The organism is Variovorax sp. CF313, assembly GCF_000282635.1.
Taxonomy (GTDB): Bacteria; Pseudomonadota; Gammaproteobacteria; order Burkholderiales; family Burkholderiaceae_C; genus Variovorax.
In genome coordinates, this window is the sequence record NZ_AKIW01000007.1 from 101,723 (window position 1) to 116,770 (window position 15,048).

Below are 15,048 nucleotides of genomic sequence, written 5' to 3' on the forward strand. Positions count from 1 at the left end.
ACCGAGCAAGAAATAGAACGAATGGGATTCGCCTTTGTGGCATCCGACGCGATGCTTTCAGCTAAGGCGTCCTATTTCAACTGCAGTCAAATCGCGATTGGCAGTCGGTCTCGGATAGACGACTTCGCAATTCTCTCCGCAGGCAATGGAGGCATAACAATTGGCTCCAACGTGCACATCGCGGCGTTTTGCCTCCTTGCAGGAAAGTCGGAAATCCGACTTGATGACTTCTCGGGTCTTTCCTCACGAGTTTCTATCTATTCGAGCTCCGACGATTACTCCGGCGCCGCCTTGACCAACCCTACGGTCGCGAAAGAGTTCACTGGCGTGCGATCGGCGCCCGTCCACCTTGGCAAGCACGTCGTCCTCGGAAGCGGCAGTGTCGTGTTGCCTGGCACGCATTTCGGTGAAGGGGCCGCATTAGGAGCATTGAGCCTCGCCAATGGAAAGTACGAAGCGTTTGGTGTATTCGCCGGCGTGCCCGCTCGTCTTGTGCGTGATCGACAGCGAGGCTTAATCGAGAAGGAGCGCCAGTACAGGGTGTTTCTTCAAGATAAGGAATGAGCAGACCAAGGGATAAGTACTATGCCCACGGCTCGCAGTTATATGGTGCGGGCTTGCTGATCCTGCTGCTGCCGCTCTATCTGACTCAGCTTGGCGCGGAGCAGTTCGCGCTCATGATGATGTTCTTTGCTGCGCAGGGTTGGATCCAGATCGCAGATTTCGGCTTCCCACTTGCCTTGTCTCGCGAAGTTGCCATATCGCGCAGGGAGCATCGGCCCGACAAGATCGGTTCGATGCTAGCGTCGTTGCAGCTTCCGATGCTGCTTGGGATGGTGCTACTCGGTACTGCAATCCTTGGGGTTGGTAAGTGGATCGCAGGGCGCGGGGGCGAGGGAATTTTCGTCAATACCGGCGTTGCGAGTCTCTCGATATTGGCCGTTACTCTGGCGCTCTCCTTACGCTGGGGCAGCGAGCTTTACCGTGCCGCGCTGGGGGGCGCAGAACAGTTCGCAGGATTGGCTGTGTTGAATGTCTTCTCTGCTACGGCGCGATTGGCCGGCGCACTAGTTGTTCTTAAATGGGCTGGTGGAGGAGTTTTTGTCTGGTTGACTTGCCAAGCAGTCCTATCGGCCGTAGAGATGCTGACGCTGGTACTCTTGTGCCGATGGAAACTGAATCTGCAGTTCGGTAATAGCTGCAGCGAGTCGGCGAGGGTCCTGCATGCCTTGTGGCCCATCGCGGCACAAATTACTGCAGCCTCGGCGATCTGGATCTCAATCACGCAACTGGATAAGTTGGTGCTTTCGCAAACACTTTCGTTGCGCGAATACGGGGCGGTGGGAATCGCGGCGGCGATCCCTGCTGGTTTGTTGACACTTGCGATTCCACTATTACAACTTTCTTATCCTGCTTTGGTCCGACTTCATGGTCGTGAGTCCAGGCGCGAGCAAACAGACCTCTATCTATCGTTGACTGCTGCTACGTGCTGCCTCCTTTTTCCCACGGCCCTGGTCTGTGTCGCCTTCTCTGAAGAACTGCTGATGGTATGGTTCGCTGGGCGATTGGATGCTGTCGGAGTTAACGCAGCTTCTCTGATTCCACTATACGCAGCTGGGGCTTCGTTTCTTGCACTCTCGTCGATGCCATATGGCCTGCTTAATGCAGCGGGCGAATTGCGAAGACACGTTGCTGCGTCGCTGGCCCTCGCGGCGTGTATAGCCGTAGCACTCGTCATCGGTTCGCTGCGCTCGGGTGCTAGTGGTGCTATAGCCTTGTGGTGTGGAAGCTTTGGGCTGTTCTTTCTGATCTGGCCGCAGGTTGTTCATCGCAGGCACCTCGAAGGAGGCTGGTGGCCCTGGGCGCGGACAGTCGCCCTGTTCGCTTTGCCGCTCGGTATTGCGGCGTATGCACTGAAGTGCCTGTTTCCAGACTCCAGTTCGCTGCTTTTACGCTTCGGCGAGCTTGCAACAGTTTGGATTGTTCTTCAGGGGATTGCTCTTTGTATGCTCTGGGCTTGTCATCGGTACTGGACGCAGCTCTCGCAGACCCGGAAGCTAACCGATCCAGCTTCCTGACACTATCTTCAAAAAAAATGCTGCTCAAATTCTGGCGAGCGTTCTTTCTGGGCCTCAATTTCCTGCCGTTTCCGGTGTCTCGCTACTGCTGCATTTGCGAGCGTGGCGTGTTGCGCTTTGTTCCGTATCGCGGAGGAAGTATGTTCTTGCCGCCTCTTGCTCGTACCCTCAACGTGGTCGGAAGCGACGTCGATCACTTCGAGTGTCCCCATTGTGGGGCGAGTGATCGAGATCGACACTTGACACTCTATCTTCGCGCTGCCGGGCTGACTGCGCGCATTGCCGGTGCGAGAGTCTTGCATTTTGCACCGGAGAAACATGTCGCGGAGTTAATCGTAGCGCATCGACCGGCCCTATATATCCAGGCCGACAAGTTTCCAATTCGCGCGGGCATTGTCCAGCTGGACCTCACCCGGATTGCTGCAGAGGATCAAAGCTTTGACTTCGTGATAGCCAATCATGTAATGGAGCATGTGGATGACGCGCAGCAGTCCTTAGCGGAGATATATCGAGTGCTCGCTAATGGTGGTTTTGCGATTCTCCAAACGCCCTTTGCATCGACGCTTACTCGAACTTTCGAGGATTCTGGTATCCAGGGCAAGAGCGCGCGTCTGCATGCCTATGGGCAGGAAGACCATGTGCGCATGTACGGCCGCGACATCGAAGCTGTATTCACGTCTCAAGGCCTAGTCAGTCGGGTTAAGACCCATCAGGTACTTCTTCCGGAAATAGACGCTGCGCGATACGGCGTAAATCCAGCAGAACCATTCCTGCTTTTTCAAAAACTACTCAAGAACTAAAGTCATGAGTCAAGATGAACGATTGCCGATCGTCACGGTCTGTGTGGCGACGTTCAATCAAGCTCAATATCTTGAGCGCTGCATTCAAAGCATATTCGCTCAAGATGCTGTGAATGACGGCTCGCTGAAGGTGGAAGTGATCGTTGGTGACGATTGCTCAAGCGATACGACGGGCGCTGTACTCGAAGGCCTGCAATGTCGATACGGTACGTCGTTGATTATCGTTCGCCATGAATCGAATATCGGCCCCGCCTTCAACTACCTTTCAATCCTCTCTAAAGCTTCTGGCGACTACATCGCGCATCTCGATGGCGATGACTATTGGGAGCCTAGCAAGCTCCGTGTACAGATTAAGTTCCTCGATCAGCATCCGGACAATGAAGCGGTGTGTACCAACGCCCGCGTCGTGAACAAGCAGGAGGAAGAGTGCGGGATATTCACTAATGTCGAGTCGCGGGCAGTTGACCTGGATTACTTGACTGGGGCAGGAAACTTTCTCAACCACAGCTCGCTACTCTATCGGCGCGCAGCGCTCTCAACAGTTTGCGGCCTCATCCCGCCTTTCATTGACTATGGCATCTTGCTCGCGCTTGCGCGCCGGGCGCCGATCGGATTCATCGCTCAGCCTCTGGTGTGTTATCGCGCGGGCTTGCCCGGCTCAATACAGCGGCTCCAGGGAGGGCAAGTGCAGGATCTTTATCGCGAGGCCTTGTTTGCGGCACTGCCATTCATTGACAGAAGTGTCGCTCGAAGAAGTGCGGCGAACTATGTGGCATACAGGGTTGTGTTTGCGCTACGCGGTAGGGGCGTACGATTGGATATGGCCACGCTCACACAGTTGGCTGCAATCGCCCACACTTCCCGCCAGCTCCTTGCAACCTTTGCGGTGGTCAGAATCAGTGTGCTTGCCACGAAAGCTTTTCATGCTTGGAGCGTGCGAAGGTTATGCGGTGGACCCTATGTTCATCATCCGAGATATTGAGCGAGGACCTAACGGCGCGAAGCGAACGGAAAATCGCGGCGAGCGACTAGTTCGAAAGCCACGAGCAATCTGAACAGCAGTTCGTCTCTCAGGAACTGTCTTCGGCGCTCTATCGAGAAAATTACGCGAAATGCATCTCGCGCCCCCCTGATTGTCATGCGATCAAGGGATCTCTTCTGAGAGGCCGAGATATCACTTCCAAAGCTGGAAGCAAACTCGCGTAGATGAGCTTGCATGATGCCTAACCAACTCTGGCGCCTGATTGCTTGCATGATTCTCAGGTACCTGGCTCCCCCCGACGACATGCCCAACGCATTTTGCCTGTGCTGCCGATATCGGATTTGCGGAATGGGGTCGTACAAGACCTCTCCGAAGGCTGCTACGACGAGATAGCACCACCAATCGTGATAGCGAATTTGCTCCGGGCGGTTGGTTCGCAGAATCAGTGTGACCGCGGCTCGATTGAGAGCGACGGTGCACCCGGTCGCAATATTTTCGACCAGAGCGTTGTCAAAACTTGGTTTGCGTGGCCAGAGGGGAGAGCGCCCCAAGGATTCAAGATGTTCAGAAACAAGGAGGAGACCCGAACAGTAAAGTCTTGGGATTTCTTCTCTGCCAGCTAGCGCCGTGCAGCCAGTGGCAATCTTCTTCGGCTCCCAGACATCATCCTGATCGGAAAAAAAAACGGAAGTCGACGACGCGGGAATCATCTTCAGCAGACATAAAAAACTTGATGCGAATCCTACGTTCTTGCCTTGCACCAATCTGATCCGGTCGTCCTTGAAGGCGACGACCCTGGCAACAGTTTGATCCGTGGAACCGTCATCCCTGATAAGTAGGGTCCCATCGTCGGGAAGCTGCTTAAGAATGGAGCGGACTTGTTCTTCCAAAAACTGCTCGCCGTTGTAGGTGGACATTAAAACGGCTACTGTCACGTGCTTCCAATCTGATGAGGGTGCTAGCTTCTAAGTGAGTGACGATACCAAAGTAAACGGTCAATAAACCTTCCGCATGTTGGCGCACCAGGCTGCCATCTTCTGGCTTGCCGCCAGTCTCCCGGGTGAGGGTCTTGACTTGCTCCCACTGCTCGACCACCGATGTGTCTCATAAAGACTGCCGGTGAAGCAGCGAGCGCCCATCACGAGCGCCCTGTTTGTGCGCGACTGGCAACGCTCCCTTCTATCGGCAGCCGAAGCGACTCGGCTGCAGCACTCAATCCGCCGTCGGCACTTCCCGCCAGTTCAGCAGCCGCAGCGTGGTACCGGCCGGCGGCGTGAAGCCAACGTTGCGCAGGTCGCCGCGCACGTCGCCGGAGATCAGGCGCACCTTGCCGTCGACGCCCACGAACTTGAGATCGGTGATCGCGGTGCTGTACTGCGCGTACGCGACGCCGCTCGCCAGCACTGTACGGCCCGTGTTGAAGTCGATGGCGTAGACCCGGCTCTGGCCTGAGGGGCTGCACGCATCGCCGCTGGTGAGCAGCGAAGAGAACGCCACGATGCCGTTGAAAGAGGTCGGGCTCGCCACCAGGCGCAGGCCGATGCGGCCTTCCGTGCCCAGGTCGAGGTACCACCCGGGCGAACTGGTGGGTACGACGGTGCCGCTCACGAGATCGGTGACCGCGGTGAGCGAACTGCGCGTCACGGGCATCGTGCTGTCGGCCGGCTTGAAGGCGGTGGCGGTTCCGTCGATGACGGCATAGAAGCTCTGCGCCGCGGCGGAGTTGATGTCGCTCGAATCGAGCAGCTGTCCGGTGCCCACCATCACGTAGCGCTTGCGGGTCGAGGGCTGGATCTGCACCAGGGGGCGCGAAGTGATGGGCTGGGCGTTCGGGGTCGTGGCGCCATCGGTGAAGAGGGCGATCTTGGCCGGTGCCGGGTAGGCCGCGGTCGAGCCTGCGGGGGCGGTCACGTCGAAGCGCCAGAGCTGGCCGTTGAGGTCGCCGACGTAGATTGCGTCGGCCGTGCCGTCGGTCAGGTCGGAAATGAAGGCCGTGGCGTGGGTCATGCCGTTGGCTGTCGCGCCGGTGCTCACCTTCTGCAGCAGCGCGCCGGTTTGCGGATGCACGAAGTAGAGATAGCCGTTGTGGCTGCTGTTGTCGTTGTGGTAGCCCGAGGTCAGCACCACCACCCAGCCGTAGCGCTTGGTCTTCAGGACCAGGGGCGCGCCGTAGCTGAAGCCCATGTCCGCATCCGTGAACTCCCACAGCACCTTGCCCGCCACGATGGTTTCATCGGTCATCGCGGCCGGATCGGTCACGTCGATGGCGTAGAAGCTCTTGCCGCCCTTGCCGAGGCCGCCCACCAGCAGCGAATGCCAGTTCGACCCGGTGGCCGCGAAGGTGCCGCCGGCGCGGGCGAAGTCGACATCGACCACCTCGGGCGTCGCATCGACGTAGTACTTGTGCAGGTAGTTCGGGTTGCCCAGCTGGGCCAGGCCATCTGCGGCAGGCGTGGCAGGGGAGCTGGGTCCGTTGAAGAGGGCGCTCGGCACATAGGCGAACTGTTCGAGGCCGGCGTTGGTGCCGGTGAGTTCGCCGCGGAATGCGTGCAGCATGCCGTCATTCGCGGCGGCGTAGACCATCGTGGGGCGCGCGGCCTTGGCAGTCTTGAAGGCTGCGTAGCCGGGGTTCACCGCGTCGGAGTAGCTCGATGCGGGCGGGCCGACGGGCTTCACCTTCGAGTTGACGATGTCGCCCAGTAGCTTGCTGCGAAGCCGGTAAGGCTTGGTCCCGTCGGACGCCGTCTTTTCCTGGCTGCGATCACCGCGCAGGTAGTTCAGGTAGTTGGCGCTGTCGTCGCCGGAGACATAGAGCGTGTCGAGCGCGGCCGCCTGGCTGCCCGTGCCGGTGGTGAGGCTGCCGATGCGGAATGGCACGCCGGCCGTGCCGCTCCATGTGACGATGCGGCGGTTGGTGTCCCAGCCCGTGCCGGCGAACTGTGCCGCGAGCTTGTCGGTACTGCTCCATGCCGCCGTGAGCGAGGGCGTGCCGTCGGCGGCAAAGCTGATGCTGCTTGCGCTCACGACGCCGGTCCAGTCCTGGGCGTCGTATTGGGAGGCATACGAAGCCGAGCCGGTGGCCGCAACCTGCAGGGCCGAGAGCGAGAACGAAGTGGTGTACGCCTGGATGGCATTCACGATACGCTCGAAGGCTTGCGTCAGGCCGCTCACCATGGTGTCGGGTCGGCCTGCGGCAAAGTAATTGTCCGGACGCGGCTGCGTCAGGTTGGCGGCGCGCGCGTCGGTCAGCGTCTCGCCGCTGGTCGACCACCAGTCCAGCGGAATGGTGCCAGCGAAGGTGTAGGGATCGAAGTTGGCCGGCAGCTTCTTCTGGTCCAGTCCGCCGAACTTGGCAGCGAGGTAGAACTGGTTGTTGTATTGGAAGGGCTGCTCCAGCACGTCCACCCAGTAGGTGCTGACGGTCTGCTTGCCGATGGTGTTGGCCTGCCCCGCCACGTCGGGACGGATGTCCTTGGTGTTGGCGTCGAAGGCCAGGCCCGCGATGTAGGCGGAGTTGTTGCGGCCGCTGTAGTCGTTGGTGTTGCCGAGGTCGCCCAGGCCCTGCAGCGCGCCGACGCGGTTGGTGGCCGTGACCGCGTTGACGGTGTTGTCGGCCGCCACCTCATCAGGCATGGCGGGCTCGCGGGTGCGGTAGGTGGTGTTGCCGGCCACGTTCTTGTCGACGTGGGTGTAGATGTCGCCGATGCCCAGCACGAAGTTGCGCTGGCACGAATACTGGATCGGATCGGCCCAGTTGGTGATCACGGGGAAACCGTCGACCCAGCTGGTCTTCGTGGGGGCATCGGCAGTCCCCATCGAGCTCCAGGCCGCGACGTTGCCGAGGTTCCTGTAATACCGCATGACCGCGTAGTAAAGCTCGCTGACCGGATCGTAGCTCTTGTAGTCGCCCGGAAGGATCTGGCCGAACTTGTTCAGGTAGTTCATCACGCCGCTGTCCGAGACGGCCACGCCGGTCGCCGTCGTGGTCGCGGCCGCATCGGCGGCGTCAGGGTTGCGGATGAAGGTGCCATCGACCTCGCTCCACTCCTTGCTCGCGTTGGCCGCGGGTGCCTGACCAGGTGTCGGTGCATTCGGCCCGACGAATTTCTGCTGGGCACGCAGCACGCCGCCGTCTCGCTGGTCACTGCTGTCGTTCAGGTAGCCGAAGGCGCTGAAGCGCATCTTGTTGGCGTACTTCTGGATCAGGCCTTCGGGTTTGTAGTTGGCGCCGTAGGCTTTGCAGTTGGCTTCGAGTCCACCGGCTGCGGCCGAAGGGTCGCACACCTTCACGCGCATCGTGAAATCGCCGTCGGCTGGCCCGGTCTGGGTGAATCGCGTGAAGGTGTTGTTCGACGAGGGGGTGCGCCACTGGAACTGCATTACTGCGCCACCGGTATTCTCGTAATATTCGATCTGCACGCGAAATTGCTGGCCCGCGGTGAGAGCGATGGTCGCCGAGTCGTTGGTGGTCGGTGCGTGATTGGTCCAGTTGTCGATGCGCAGGTCGTTGTTGCCGAAGTTGCCGTTGCCGGTCTTGACCCAGAGCCGAACGCCGTCGTCGCTGATGATGCGGAACGTGTAGTTTCCGGCCTCGGGTGCCGTATACGTGCCCGTGAATCTCGCCGAGAAGTTGTCGGCATTGATGCCGGCTACCGGAGCGCCGGTGCCCCAGTCGTGGTCGGCAGTGTCCGCGGTGACGGTGGCAATCACCGGGTTGCTGAGGTTGACGTTGTTGAAATACTGCGCCGTCATCGTGCGGTTGCCGCCCGTGGCGGTCATGTTCATCTTGAAGCCGCGGTTGGTGATGCTCGTTGTCAGCGCGGTGGCGCTGTTGAACGGCGTGGCGCCTGCAATGGCACTGGCTGGAACCGTACGATCGGGGAACAGGCCGCGATTGCCGTGCCAGGCTTTCTCGAGGATGGTGGTGGTGGCCGTGTCGACCACGCGCCGCCCGCCCGTCATGGCCCAGCGGAAGGGGTCGATGGTGGGGGTGGAGGCCCAGTTCAGGAAGTTGCCGCTCCACTTGTCGTCGTTGGCGCCGGTGCAGGTGCGGTTGGTGGCGGCACCGGCCGGGTAGAAGTAGCTGGAGTCGCCCTTGTCGGTGGTGCTGACGCCGTTGGCGGTGGTGTCGACCTGGTAAAGGTAGCACTTGCCCGGATCGAAGTAGCCCAGGTAATTGGTGTCGCTGGAGTAGTCGCCGACGTGGGCCGTGCGCGATGCCGTGGGCCACTCCACCGACAGCGCCAGCGCCAGGTTGCCCGGAACCTCCGAGGTCGAGAACACCGGCTGGTTGGCGAGGTTGGCCGCCGAGGCGATCAAGGTGCTGCAGAGCACCAGCCCGAGGCCGGTGGCGACGCCCGCGCGGCGCAATGCGCGAACGGACGAATGAATTCTTGTTTTCATGATTCGCCTGTGCCCTATTCGGGCTTGGTGAAGGAGGCTTGCAGGAATACCTGCGTGTCGCGCGGACCGTCGGCGCGAACGGAGATCCGGTAGATGGGCGGACTGGGAATGGACGGGCCGGGCGTGCTCAGCTGGCTCTGGTCGCCGCCCAGCGTTTCGGTGCTCGACGGGGTATAGACGCAGCCGCTCTTGCCGATGGTCGAGAAAGCGCCAGTGGTGTTGCACATGCGGTCGATCACGTAGCGCACGGTGACGCCGCCGCTGCCCGTGATGGCGCTGCCGGTCGGCGTGAAGGTGTTGCCGGCCACGTCGGGCCCGGTCAGCGTGGTCTTCTTCAGCAGAACCTGCGGGATGCCGTGTTCATTGGCCTGCAGCTGGACCGCGCTGTAGTTCGCCGTCGGCAGATTGGCGGCGGTCGCAGTCGTTTGGACGAGCGCACCGCCGGTCTGGAACTCCGTCATCGCCTTCGCGATGGCGAGTTCGCCCTGGTTGACCAGATCGCGCTTGAAAGCGAGGTTGCCGGCTCCAAAGAGCGAGTTGCCCGTCGACCGCATGATGGCCACGCCACCGGCGAGCAGCACCACGAGGATGATCAGGCAGAACAGCAGCACCACGCCGCGCTCGCGCGCCGGGCCGTGCATCTTGGAAAGTGTTTTCATGGGAAAGGCAGCAACAGCATGTTGCGAAGCGGGATGGTGGTGTCGATGACGCGGTAGCGGAAATTCCGGTCGGAGGTCGCGATGGTCAGGGTGCGCTGGCTCGCCGCGGCGAGATCGCCGAAGATGGTCAGGCTGGCCGGGGTGACGGGTTCCTTCTCGAACAGGCTGCCTCGCATGACCAGCGCAACGCGCGCCGCCACGATGTGGCGCATGGTGTCGGGCGCGAGCATGAGGGTGCCGATGGTGTAGCCCGCGGTGGCAGGATCGATCCATGTGTCGACGGTGCCATTGCTGTCGGTGTCGACGCCGTACACCGCGTACATGGCGACGACGCCGTCGGCCAGCGCCTGCATGGCCGAGGCGTCGGTGCCCTCGTCGCTGCCGGTGCCGGCCGCTCGCAGCAGGTCATAGGCGACGAGCGTGCGATTGGCGTTCACGCCGATCAGCTGGAACTGCAGGTTGTTGGCGCCCACATTGCCGAGTGGCGTGAAGAGCGCTGTGCCGTCCGCCGCGAGCGTGGCAAGCGACTTGGTGGCGCCGGTCGAGGTGAAGTAGCGCCCGCCCATGGGCAGGACTTCGTTGCCCGCCGCGGCGAATGCCGTCGCGTCCGTCACGTTCACCTGCTCGATCAGGCAGTCGGTCGTGCCTTCGAGGCTCACCAGTCCGATGTCGCCGTTGGCAAGGCCGATGGTGTTGTCCAGTCGCAGGTTGTTGTTGCCCGGGAAACCGGAGCGGATGCGGCGCGGCACGTCGCCCGCCGCTGCGTTGCCGCCCATGACCACGAGGGTGTCCGAGTCGCCGGAGTTGGCGCCCTTGGAAATCAGGAACGGCGCCAGCCGCAGATTGCCAGCCGCGGCGGCCCCTGAGCCGCCGAGCAGCGTGTCGAACGGCGCGGGAAACGCGGACGCGGTTCGCGGCAGGATGGTGGTGGCGGTGCCGCCGATGCTGCGCGCTGCGCTCAGCCGGCAACCGAACAGCCCGCGCGTTCCGGTTTGCGCGAAGCCGGAGCCGGCGCTTCGCAGTACGCGGTCGATCATGTAGGTGGCATAGGAGCCGCTCTGGTTCATGTCGTTGGTTGAGGTGGTGCTGCGCTTGTGCGTCTCGCCGACCGTGACGACGCTGGTCACGGCGAGCACCACGACCAGGCCGATGACCAGCGCCACCAGCAGTTCGACCAGCGTCAGTCCGCGCTGCGCGGCGCGGGCAAAGGGCTTGGAACTGGCGTTCATGGTGTGAGCGGCAGCGCGACGCGCGTGGTGAGGCGGCTGTCCTGTTCGCTGCTTGTGCGCTGGGGGGGGCGCCAGGTGATGAGGATGTCGGCGGTATTGGTTGTGGTGTCTGCGGTGATCGTGACGCTGCCACCGGGCAGGCCGCCGGCTTGCGGGTTGCTGGCGCGGGCGTTCCACGAAGGGCTTCCGGCCGTGGGGTCGATCGACACTGTGCGCTTGGTCCACATGGTGGTCGCGATATCGTTGGCGATCAGGGCGGCGCGGTTGCGGTCTTCCGCATCGATCGACAGGCTGATCGCGCGCGCCTGCAGGCCGATCAGGCCCAGAATGCCCAGCGAGAACAGGAGGATCGAGATGAGGACTTCGATCAGCGCGACACCGGACTGCGAAGCGCGCGCGGAGGAGGGGTGCTGGTGTTTCATCACGCGGGACATCCGTCGGGCTGGGTGTTGGAAAGTGTCTTGGCCGGGTCGCACAGGCGCACTTGCCCGCCAAGGGCGACCAGCACGCGCATCGGACGATCGGCATTGGGAATCGTGATGTCGTAGGCTGCAGCCGCGGCGCTGCATGCCACGCCGGTGCCGGGCGTGGCGTTGTCGACGACGCGTCCCAGGGAGTTGAAGCACAGCGTCGCGGGGCCGGTGATCCGGACGTTCGGGGCCAGGCCGGTCAGGCCGCCACCCTCGATAAACGTGGGGTCGTTCTCCTCGCCCGTGAGGAGCGGCACGAAGTTGACCGACCAGTTGGCGCCGTTGGCCACGGCGGTGAGACCGTCCGAGGGATTCGTATCGGCCGTCAGCGAGAACACGGTCTGGCGGCTGCGCCGCAGGGCCTCGGTCTGCGCAAGGCGAAGGCCGTTCTGCAGCGCGTCGGCGACGGTGCGTATGCGGCTGTTGCGTATCCATTCATTCATTGCCGGGAACGCCAGCGCCATCAGGATGCTCAGCAGCACCACCGTCACCATCATCTCGATCAGCGTGAAGCCGCGCGCGCCGTGCGGCGGATGGATGGGCGTCTTCATCAGCAACCCGACTTCCTTGTTGTCCAGCCGGTGGTGCAGGCTGTCCAGCCCGAGCCCGCAGCAGTCGTGGCGCGGGTGTTCTGCTGGTCTACGGTGAACGTGAAACCATTGGTGGAGCCGCTGCCCACGGCCTGCGCTGTGAACGTCGTGGCAGTCAGCGTCGGGCAGGAAATGGTGAAACTGCCTGCCGCGGGCGGCGCGGCGCACGGCGAAATGAACGTGGTGGTGCCGACGGAGCTGTAGGTCCGGTTGTCCTGGAAGAACCGTTCCATGTTGGCGCGCAGCGTCGAAAGGGCGTTCTGGGCATCCACGAGCTGCCCGCGAAGCACGTAGTCCCGATAATTGGGGATCGCGATGGCAGCCAGGATCCCGATGATCGCCACGGTGATCATCACTTCGATCAGCGTGAAGCCGCTCGCAGGGAAGCGATGCGCGGCAACTCGATAGGGGGGCTTTTTGTTCATCAAGGGACACCTTCCGGGGGGCCAAAATGGCCGGGCGCGCATGAGGCGCAACAATTAAAGACAATTGTTAGAGAATGTCTCTCGCGGCTCTTTTTCGCAAAGCCGCTCGTCTCCCGTCCACGGCCATTCGTCGGCTCGCCCGGTCGGCACAATCGGCGGAATGACTTCCTGCGCAGCGCCTGCCGAGGCCGTCGCTCTCTCTTCGAAACCCATCGGCGCCGTACGCGCCGGGCTGGTCGCGTTTCCATTTCTCTGCCCGCTCGTGGCCGGTCCTTCGGTCCAGGCCTGGCAGTTGCTTGCCACCTGGGTCTGCCTCGCGGCGATGCTTCTGGCCATTCCTCCCGCAGTGCCGGCGCGCGGCATCTGGGCCTGGCTCGGCATCGCAACGGCGGTGGTCGTGCTTTTCTCCTCTCCATACGCCACAGCTGCTTCGTGGCTGCCCGCCATGGTGGTGCTCGCCGCCATGGCGGCGGCAGCTTGCGCGGGGGCGGGTATGGCGCGCGGCGGGGCGGCCACTTCGAGGGGGCTGGCAATGGGCTTGCTCGTTGCCGGCCTGGTCAGCGCCGTCCTCGGCCTGCTCCAGTACTACGGCCTCGCCGAGCCCTTGGGCCCCTGGACCACCTCACCCCCGATCGGCCAGGCCTACGGCAACCTGAGGCAGCGCAACCAGTTCGCCACGCTGATCAGCATGGCGCTCGTCGCGGCGCTGTGGCTCTACGCCGTGCAGGCTTCGCCGCGCAAACGGCGCGGGCTTGTACTTGCTGCCTTGCTGTTGCTGGCAGCCCAGGCGGCATCAACCTCCCGGACGGGTTTGCTGCAACTGCTGTCGATCATTGGCGTCGCGAGTGTTATCGCCTGGAGGGAGCGCCGGAGTGTTCCTGCATCGGCCGGCCCTCGTGTTTTCAGCTTGCCGCCACCGGCCGCGATGCTGGCCGCGATTCCGCTCTATTTCGCCATCTGCTGGGTGCTGCCGCACCTGGTGGCTGGCGGCGGGGTGGAAGGAATGCTGCAGCGCCTCGAGAAGGGCGCGCCCGATGACCACAGCCGCCTGATCCTCTGGCACAACGTGCTTGCGCTGATTGCCGAGCGTCCCTGGACGGGCTGGGGCTGGGGCGAACTGAGTTTTGCCCACTACAGCACGCTGTACCCGGGCCCGCGATTCTCCGAAATCCTGGACAACGCCCACAACCTGCCCCTGCACCTGGCCGTCGAGCTCGGCATTCCCGCGGCCGTGCTGATCTGCGGCGGCTTCGTCTGGATGGTGCTTGCCGCCAGGCCGTGGCGCGAGCGCGATCCGGCGCGCCTGATGGCCTGGGGCGTGTTGGCCATGATCGTGCTGCACAGCCTGCTCGAGTACCCGCTTTGGTACGGGCCGTTCCAGTTGGTGTTCGGCCTGTGTCTCGGCATGCTCTGGCCGGGCCGGACGCCTGCCCGATTCCCAAAGGTGCGGGGGGTGTCTGCCTTCGCTGCGGCAGCGCTCATGGCGATCGTCGTGTACGCAGGCTGGGACTACGTCCGCATCAGCCAGATCTATATGCCGCGCAGCGAACGCCTGCCGGCGTACGAAGACGACACGCTCACCAAGCTGCGAGGTTCGTGGCTCTTCGGGCGCCAGGTGGGTTTTGCCGAACTGACGCTCACGACGGTGACTCCTGCCAACGCGGCAGGGATGCACGCACTCGCCGAACGCACGCTGCACTTTTCACCGGAGCCGCGCGTCATCACCAAGCTGATCGAAAGCGCCGAGTTGCTTGGGCGCGAAGACGAAGCGCGGGCCCAGGCCGAGCGTTTCAGGATCGCCTTTCCCGCGGCGTTCAATCGCTGGCTCGAGGAGCCTGCGGGCGATGCGCCGGCGCCCTGAACATCGGGGACTTGCCCGGTGACTTACCCCGCCACCCAGCTTCCCGACTTTCCCCCATGTTTCTCCAGCACATGCACATCGGTAATCCGCATCCCCCGATCCACCGCCTTGCACATGTCGTAGATTGTCAATAGCGCCACCTGCACCGCCGTCAGCGCTTCCATCTCCACCCCCGTCGGCCCGACGGTCTCGACGGTCGCCGTGCAGGCCACCTGAGGCGCCGCCCCCGCATCGGCGATCGCAAACGCCACCGCCACGCGCGTCAATGCCAGCGGATGGCACAGCGGGATCAGGTCGCTCGTCTTCTTCGCCGCCTGGATGCCCGCGATGCGCGCGATGCCGAGCACGTCGCCTTTCTTGGCCGTTCCGGACTCGATCAGCGCCAGCGTCGCCGGTTGCATCTCGATGCGGCCGGTGGCCACGGCCACGCGGTGGGTGGCGGGCTTGGCGGCCACGTCGACCATGTGGGCCTGTCCCTGGGCGTCAAAATGGGTGAGAGAGCTCATGTGTGAACGATCGGGTTGGAGGTGCATCATACGAGCCCGAGCCAC

General features: G+C 62.6%; 13 protein-coding genes. 5 read left to right on the forward strand and 8 right to left on the reverse strand.

Annotated features, from left to right (window positions below; genetic code table 11):
- Positions 1-21 precede the first annotated feature (21 nt).
- Genes PMI12_RS02465 through PMI12_RS27975 form a run of 4 tightly spaced genes read left to right on the forward strand, consistent with a single transcriptional unit; the run spans position 22 to position 3,860 of the window.
- On the forward strand, positions 22-564 hold the full coding sequence (locus PMI12_RS02465) for an acyltransferase (protein WP_202801670.1): 543 nt from the start codon (positions 22-24) through the stop codon (positions 562-564).
- Entirely contained in the window at positions 561-2,078 is a 1,518-nt protein-coding gene (locus tag PMI12_RS02470) for a lipopolysaccharide biosynthesis protein (protein WP_042672679.1), read from the forward strand. Before PMI12_RS02465 ends, PMI12_RS02470 begins: the two co-directional genes overlap by 4 nt.
- Before the next feature lie 17 nt (positions 2,079-2,095).
- A complete protein-coding gene (locus PMI12_RS02475) occupies positions 2,096-2,878 on the forward strand; it encodes a class I SAM-dependent methyltransferase (RefSeq protein WP_042672680.1) in 783 nt (260 codons plus the stop codon).
- A 4-nt stretch (positions 2,879-2,882) separates the two neighbouring features.
- A complete protein-coding gene (locus tag PMI12_RS27975) occupies positions 2,883-3,860 on the forward strand; it encodes a glycosyltransferase (protein WP_007828737.1) in 978 nt (325 codons plus the stop codon).
- Between the two features lie 8 nt (positions 3,861-3,868).
- On the opposite strand, the gene PMI12_RS02485 is transcribed toward PMI12_RS27975, so the two are convergent.
- The 7 genes from PMI12_RS02485 to PMI12_RS02515 all read right to left on the reverse strand — a co-directional run bounded on the left by PMI12_RS02485 (position 3,869) and on the right by PMI12_RS02515 (position 12,636).
- Complete coding sequence (locus tag PMI12_RS02485; protein WP_007828745.1) at positions 3,869-4,777, reverse strand: glycosyltransferase family 2 protein; 909 nt, start codon at positions 4,775-4,777, stop codon at positions 3,869-3,871.
- Between the two features lie 295 nt (positions 4,778-5,072).
- Positions 5,073-9,263, reverse strand: a complete 4,191-nt coding sequence (locus PMI12_RS02490) for a PilC/PilY family type IV pilus protein (RefSeq protein ID WP_007828747.1) — start codon at positions 9,261-9,263, stop codon at positions 5,073-5,075.
- 14 nt (positions 9,264-9,277) lie between these two features.
- On the reverse strand, positions 9,278-9,922 hold the full coding sequence (locus tag PMI12_RS02495; RefSeq protein ID WP_007828748.1) for a pilus assembly PilX family protein: 645 nt from the start codon (positions 9,920-9,922) through the stop codon (positions 9,278-9,280).
- Positions 9,919-11,151: a PilW family protein gene (locus PMI12_RS02500; protein WP_007828756.1), complete on the reverse strand. Its 1,233-nt coding sequence runs from the start codon at positions 11,149-11,151 to the stop codon at positions 9,919-9,921. Before PMI12_RS02500 ends, PMI12_RS02495 begins: the two co-directional genes overlap by 4 nt.
- A complete protein-coding gene (gene pilV / locus PMI12_RS02505) occupies positions 11,148-11,585 on the reverse strand; it encodes a type IV pilus modification protein PilV (RefSeq protein WP_042672686.1) in 438 nt (145 codons plus the stop codon). Before pilV ends, PMI12_RS02500 begins: the two co-directional genes overlap by 4 nt.
- A complete protein-coding gene (locus PMI12_RS02510) occupies positions 11,573-12,172 on the reverse strand; it encodes a GspH/FimT family pseudopilin (protein WP_007828759.1) in 600 nt (199 codons plus the stop codon). The genes pilV and PMI12_RS02510 overlap by 13 nt, the downstream gene beginning before the upstream one ends.
- Complete coding sequence (locus PMI12_RS02515) at positions 12,172-12,636, reverse strand: type IV pilin protein (RefSeq protein WP_007828760.1); 465 nt, start codon at positions 12,634-12,636, stop codon at positions 12,172-12,174. The genes PMI12_RS02510 and PMI12_RS02515 overlap by 1 nt, the downstream gene beginning before the upstream one ends.
- Positions 12,637-12,796: 160 nt before the next feature.
- Between PMI12_RS02515 and PMI12_RS02520 the strand changes: the two genes are divergently transcribed.
- Positions 12,797-14,497 (forward strand): PglL family O-oligosaccharyltransferase, encoded by a 1,701-nt coding sequence (locus PMI12_RS02520; RefSeq protein ID WP_007828761.1) that lies wholly within the window; start codon positions 12,797-12,799, stop codon positions 14,495-14,497.
- Between the two features lie 23 nt (positions 14,498-14,520).
- Here PMI12_RS02520 and moaC read toward each other — a convergent pair whose 3' ends face one another.
- Positions 14,521-15,003 (reverse strand): cyclic pyranopterin monophosphate synthase MoaC, encoded by a 483-nt coding sequence (gene moaC, locus PMI12_RS02525; RefSeq protein WP_007828763.1) that lies wholly within the window; start codon positions 15,001-15,003, stop codon positions 14,521-14,523.
- Between the last annotated feature and the right edge of the window lie 45 nt (positions 15,004-15,048).

Coding starts and splice junctions, on each gene's coding strand:
- PMI12_RS27975 (WP_007828737.1), top strand. CDS start 2,883: ATGAGTCAAGATGAACGATTGCCGATCGTCACGGTCTGTGTGGCGACG.
- PMI12_RS02470 (WP_042672679.1), top strand. CDS start 561: ATGAGCAGACCAAGGGATAAGTACTATGCCCACGGCTCGCAGTTATAT.
- PMI12_RS02485 (WP_007828745.1), bottom strand. CDS start 4,777: ATGTCCACCTACAACGGCGAGCAGTTTTTGGAAGAACAAGTCCGCTCC.
- PMI12_RS02475 (WP_042672680.1), top strand. CDS start 2,096: ATGCTGCTCAAATTCTGGCGAGCGTTCTTTCTGGGCCTCAATTTCCTG.
- PMI12_RS02515 (WP_007828760.1), bottom strand. CDS start 12,636: ATGAACAAAAAGCCCCCCTATCGAGTTGCCGCGCATCGCTTCCCTGCG.
- pilV (WP_042672686.1), bottom strand. CDS start 11,585: ATGTCCCGCGTGATGAAACACCAGCACCCCTCCTCCGCGCGCGCTTCG.
- PMI12_RS02495 (WP_007828748.1), bottom strand. CDS start 9,922: ATGAAAACACTTTCCAAGATGCACGGCCCGGCGCGCGAGCGCGGCGTG.
- PMI12_RS02500 (WP_007828756.1), bottom strand. CDS start 11,151: ATGAACGCCAGTTCCAAGCCCTTTGCCCGCGCCGCGCAGCGCGGACTG.
- PMI12_RS02510 (WP_007828759.1), bottom strand. CDS start 12,172: ATGAAGACGCCCATCCATCCGCCGCACGGCGCGCGCGGCTTCACGCTG.
- PMI12_RS02490 (WP_007828747.1), bottom strand. CDS start 9,263: ATGAAAACAAGAATTCATTCGTCCGTTCGCGCATTGCGCCGCGCGGGC.
- moaC (WP_007828763.1), bottom strand. CDS start 15,003: ATGAGCTCTCTCACCCATTTTGACGCCCAGGGACAGGCCCACATGGTC.
- PMI12_RS02520 (WP_007828761.1), top strand. CDS start 12,797: ATGACTTCCTGCGCAGCGCCTGCCGAGGCCGTCGCTCTCTCTTCGAAA.
- PMI12_RS02465 (WP_202801670.1), top strand. CDS start 22: ATGGGATTCGCCTTTGTGGCATCCGACGCGATGCTTTCAGCTAAGGCG.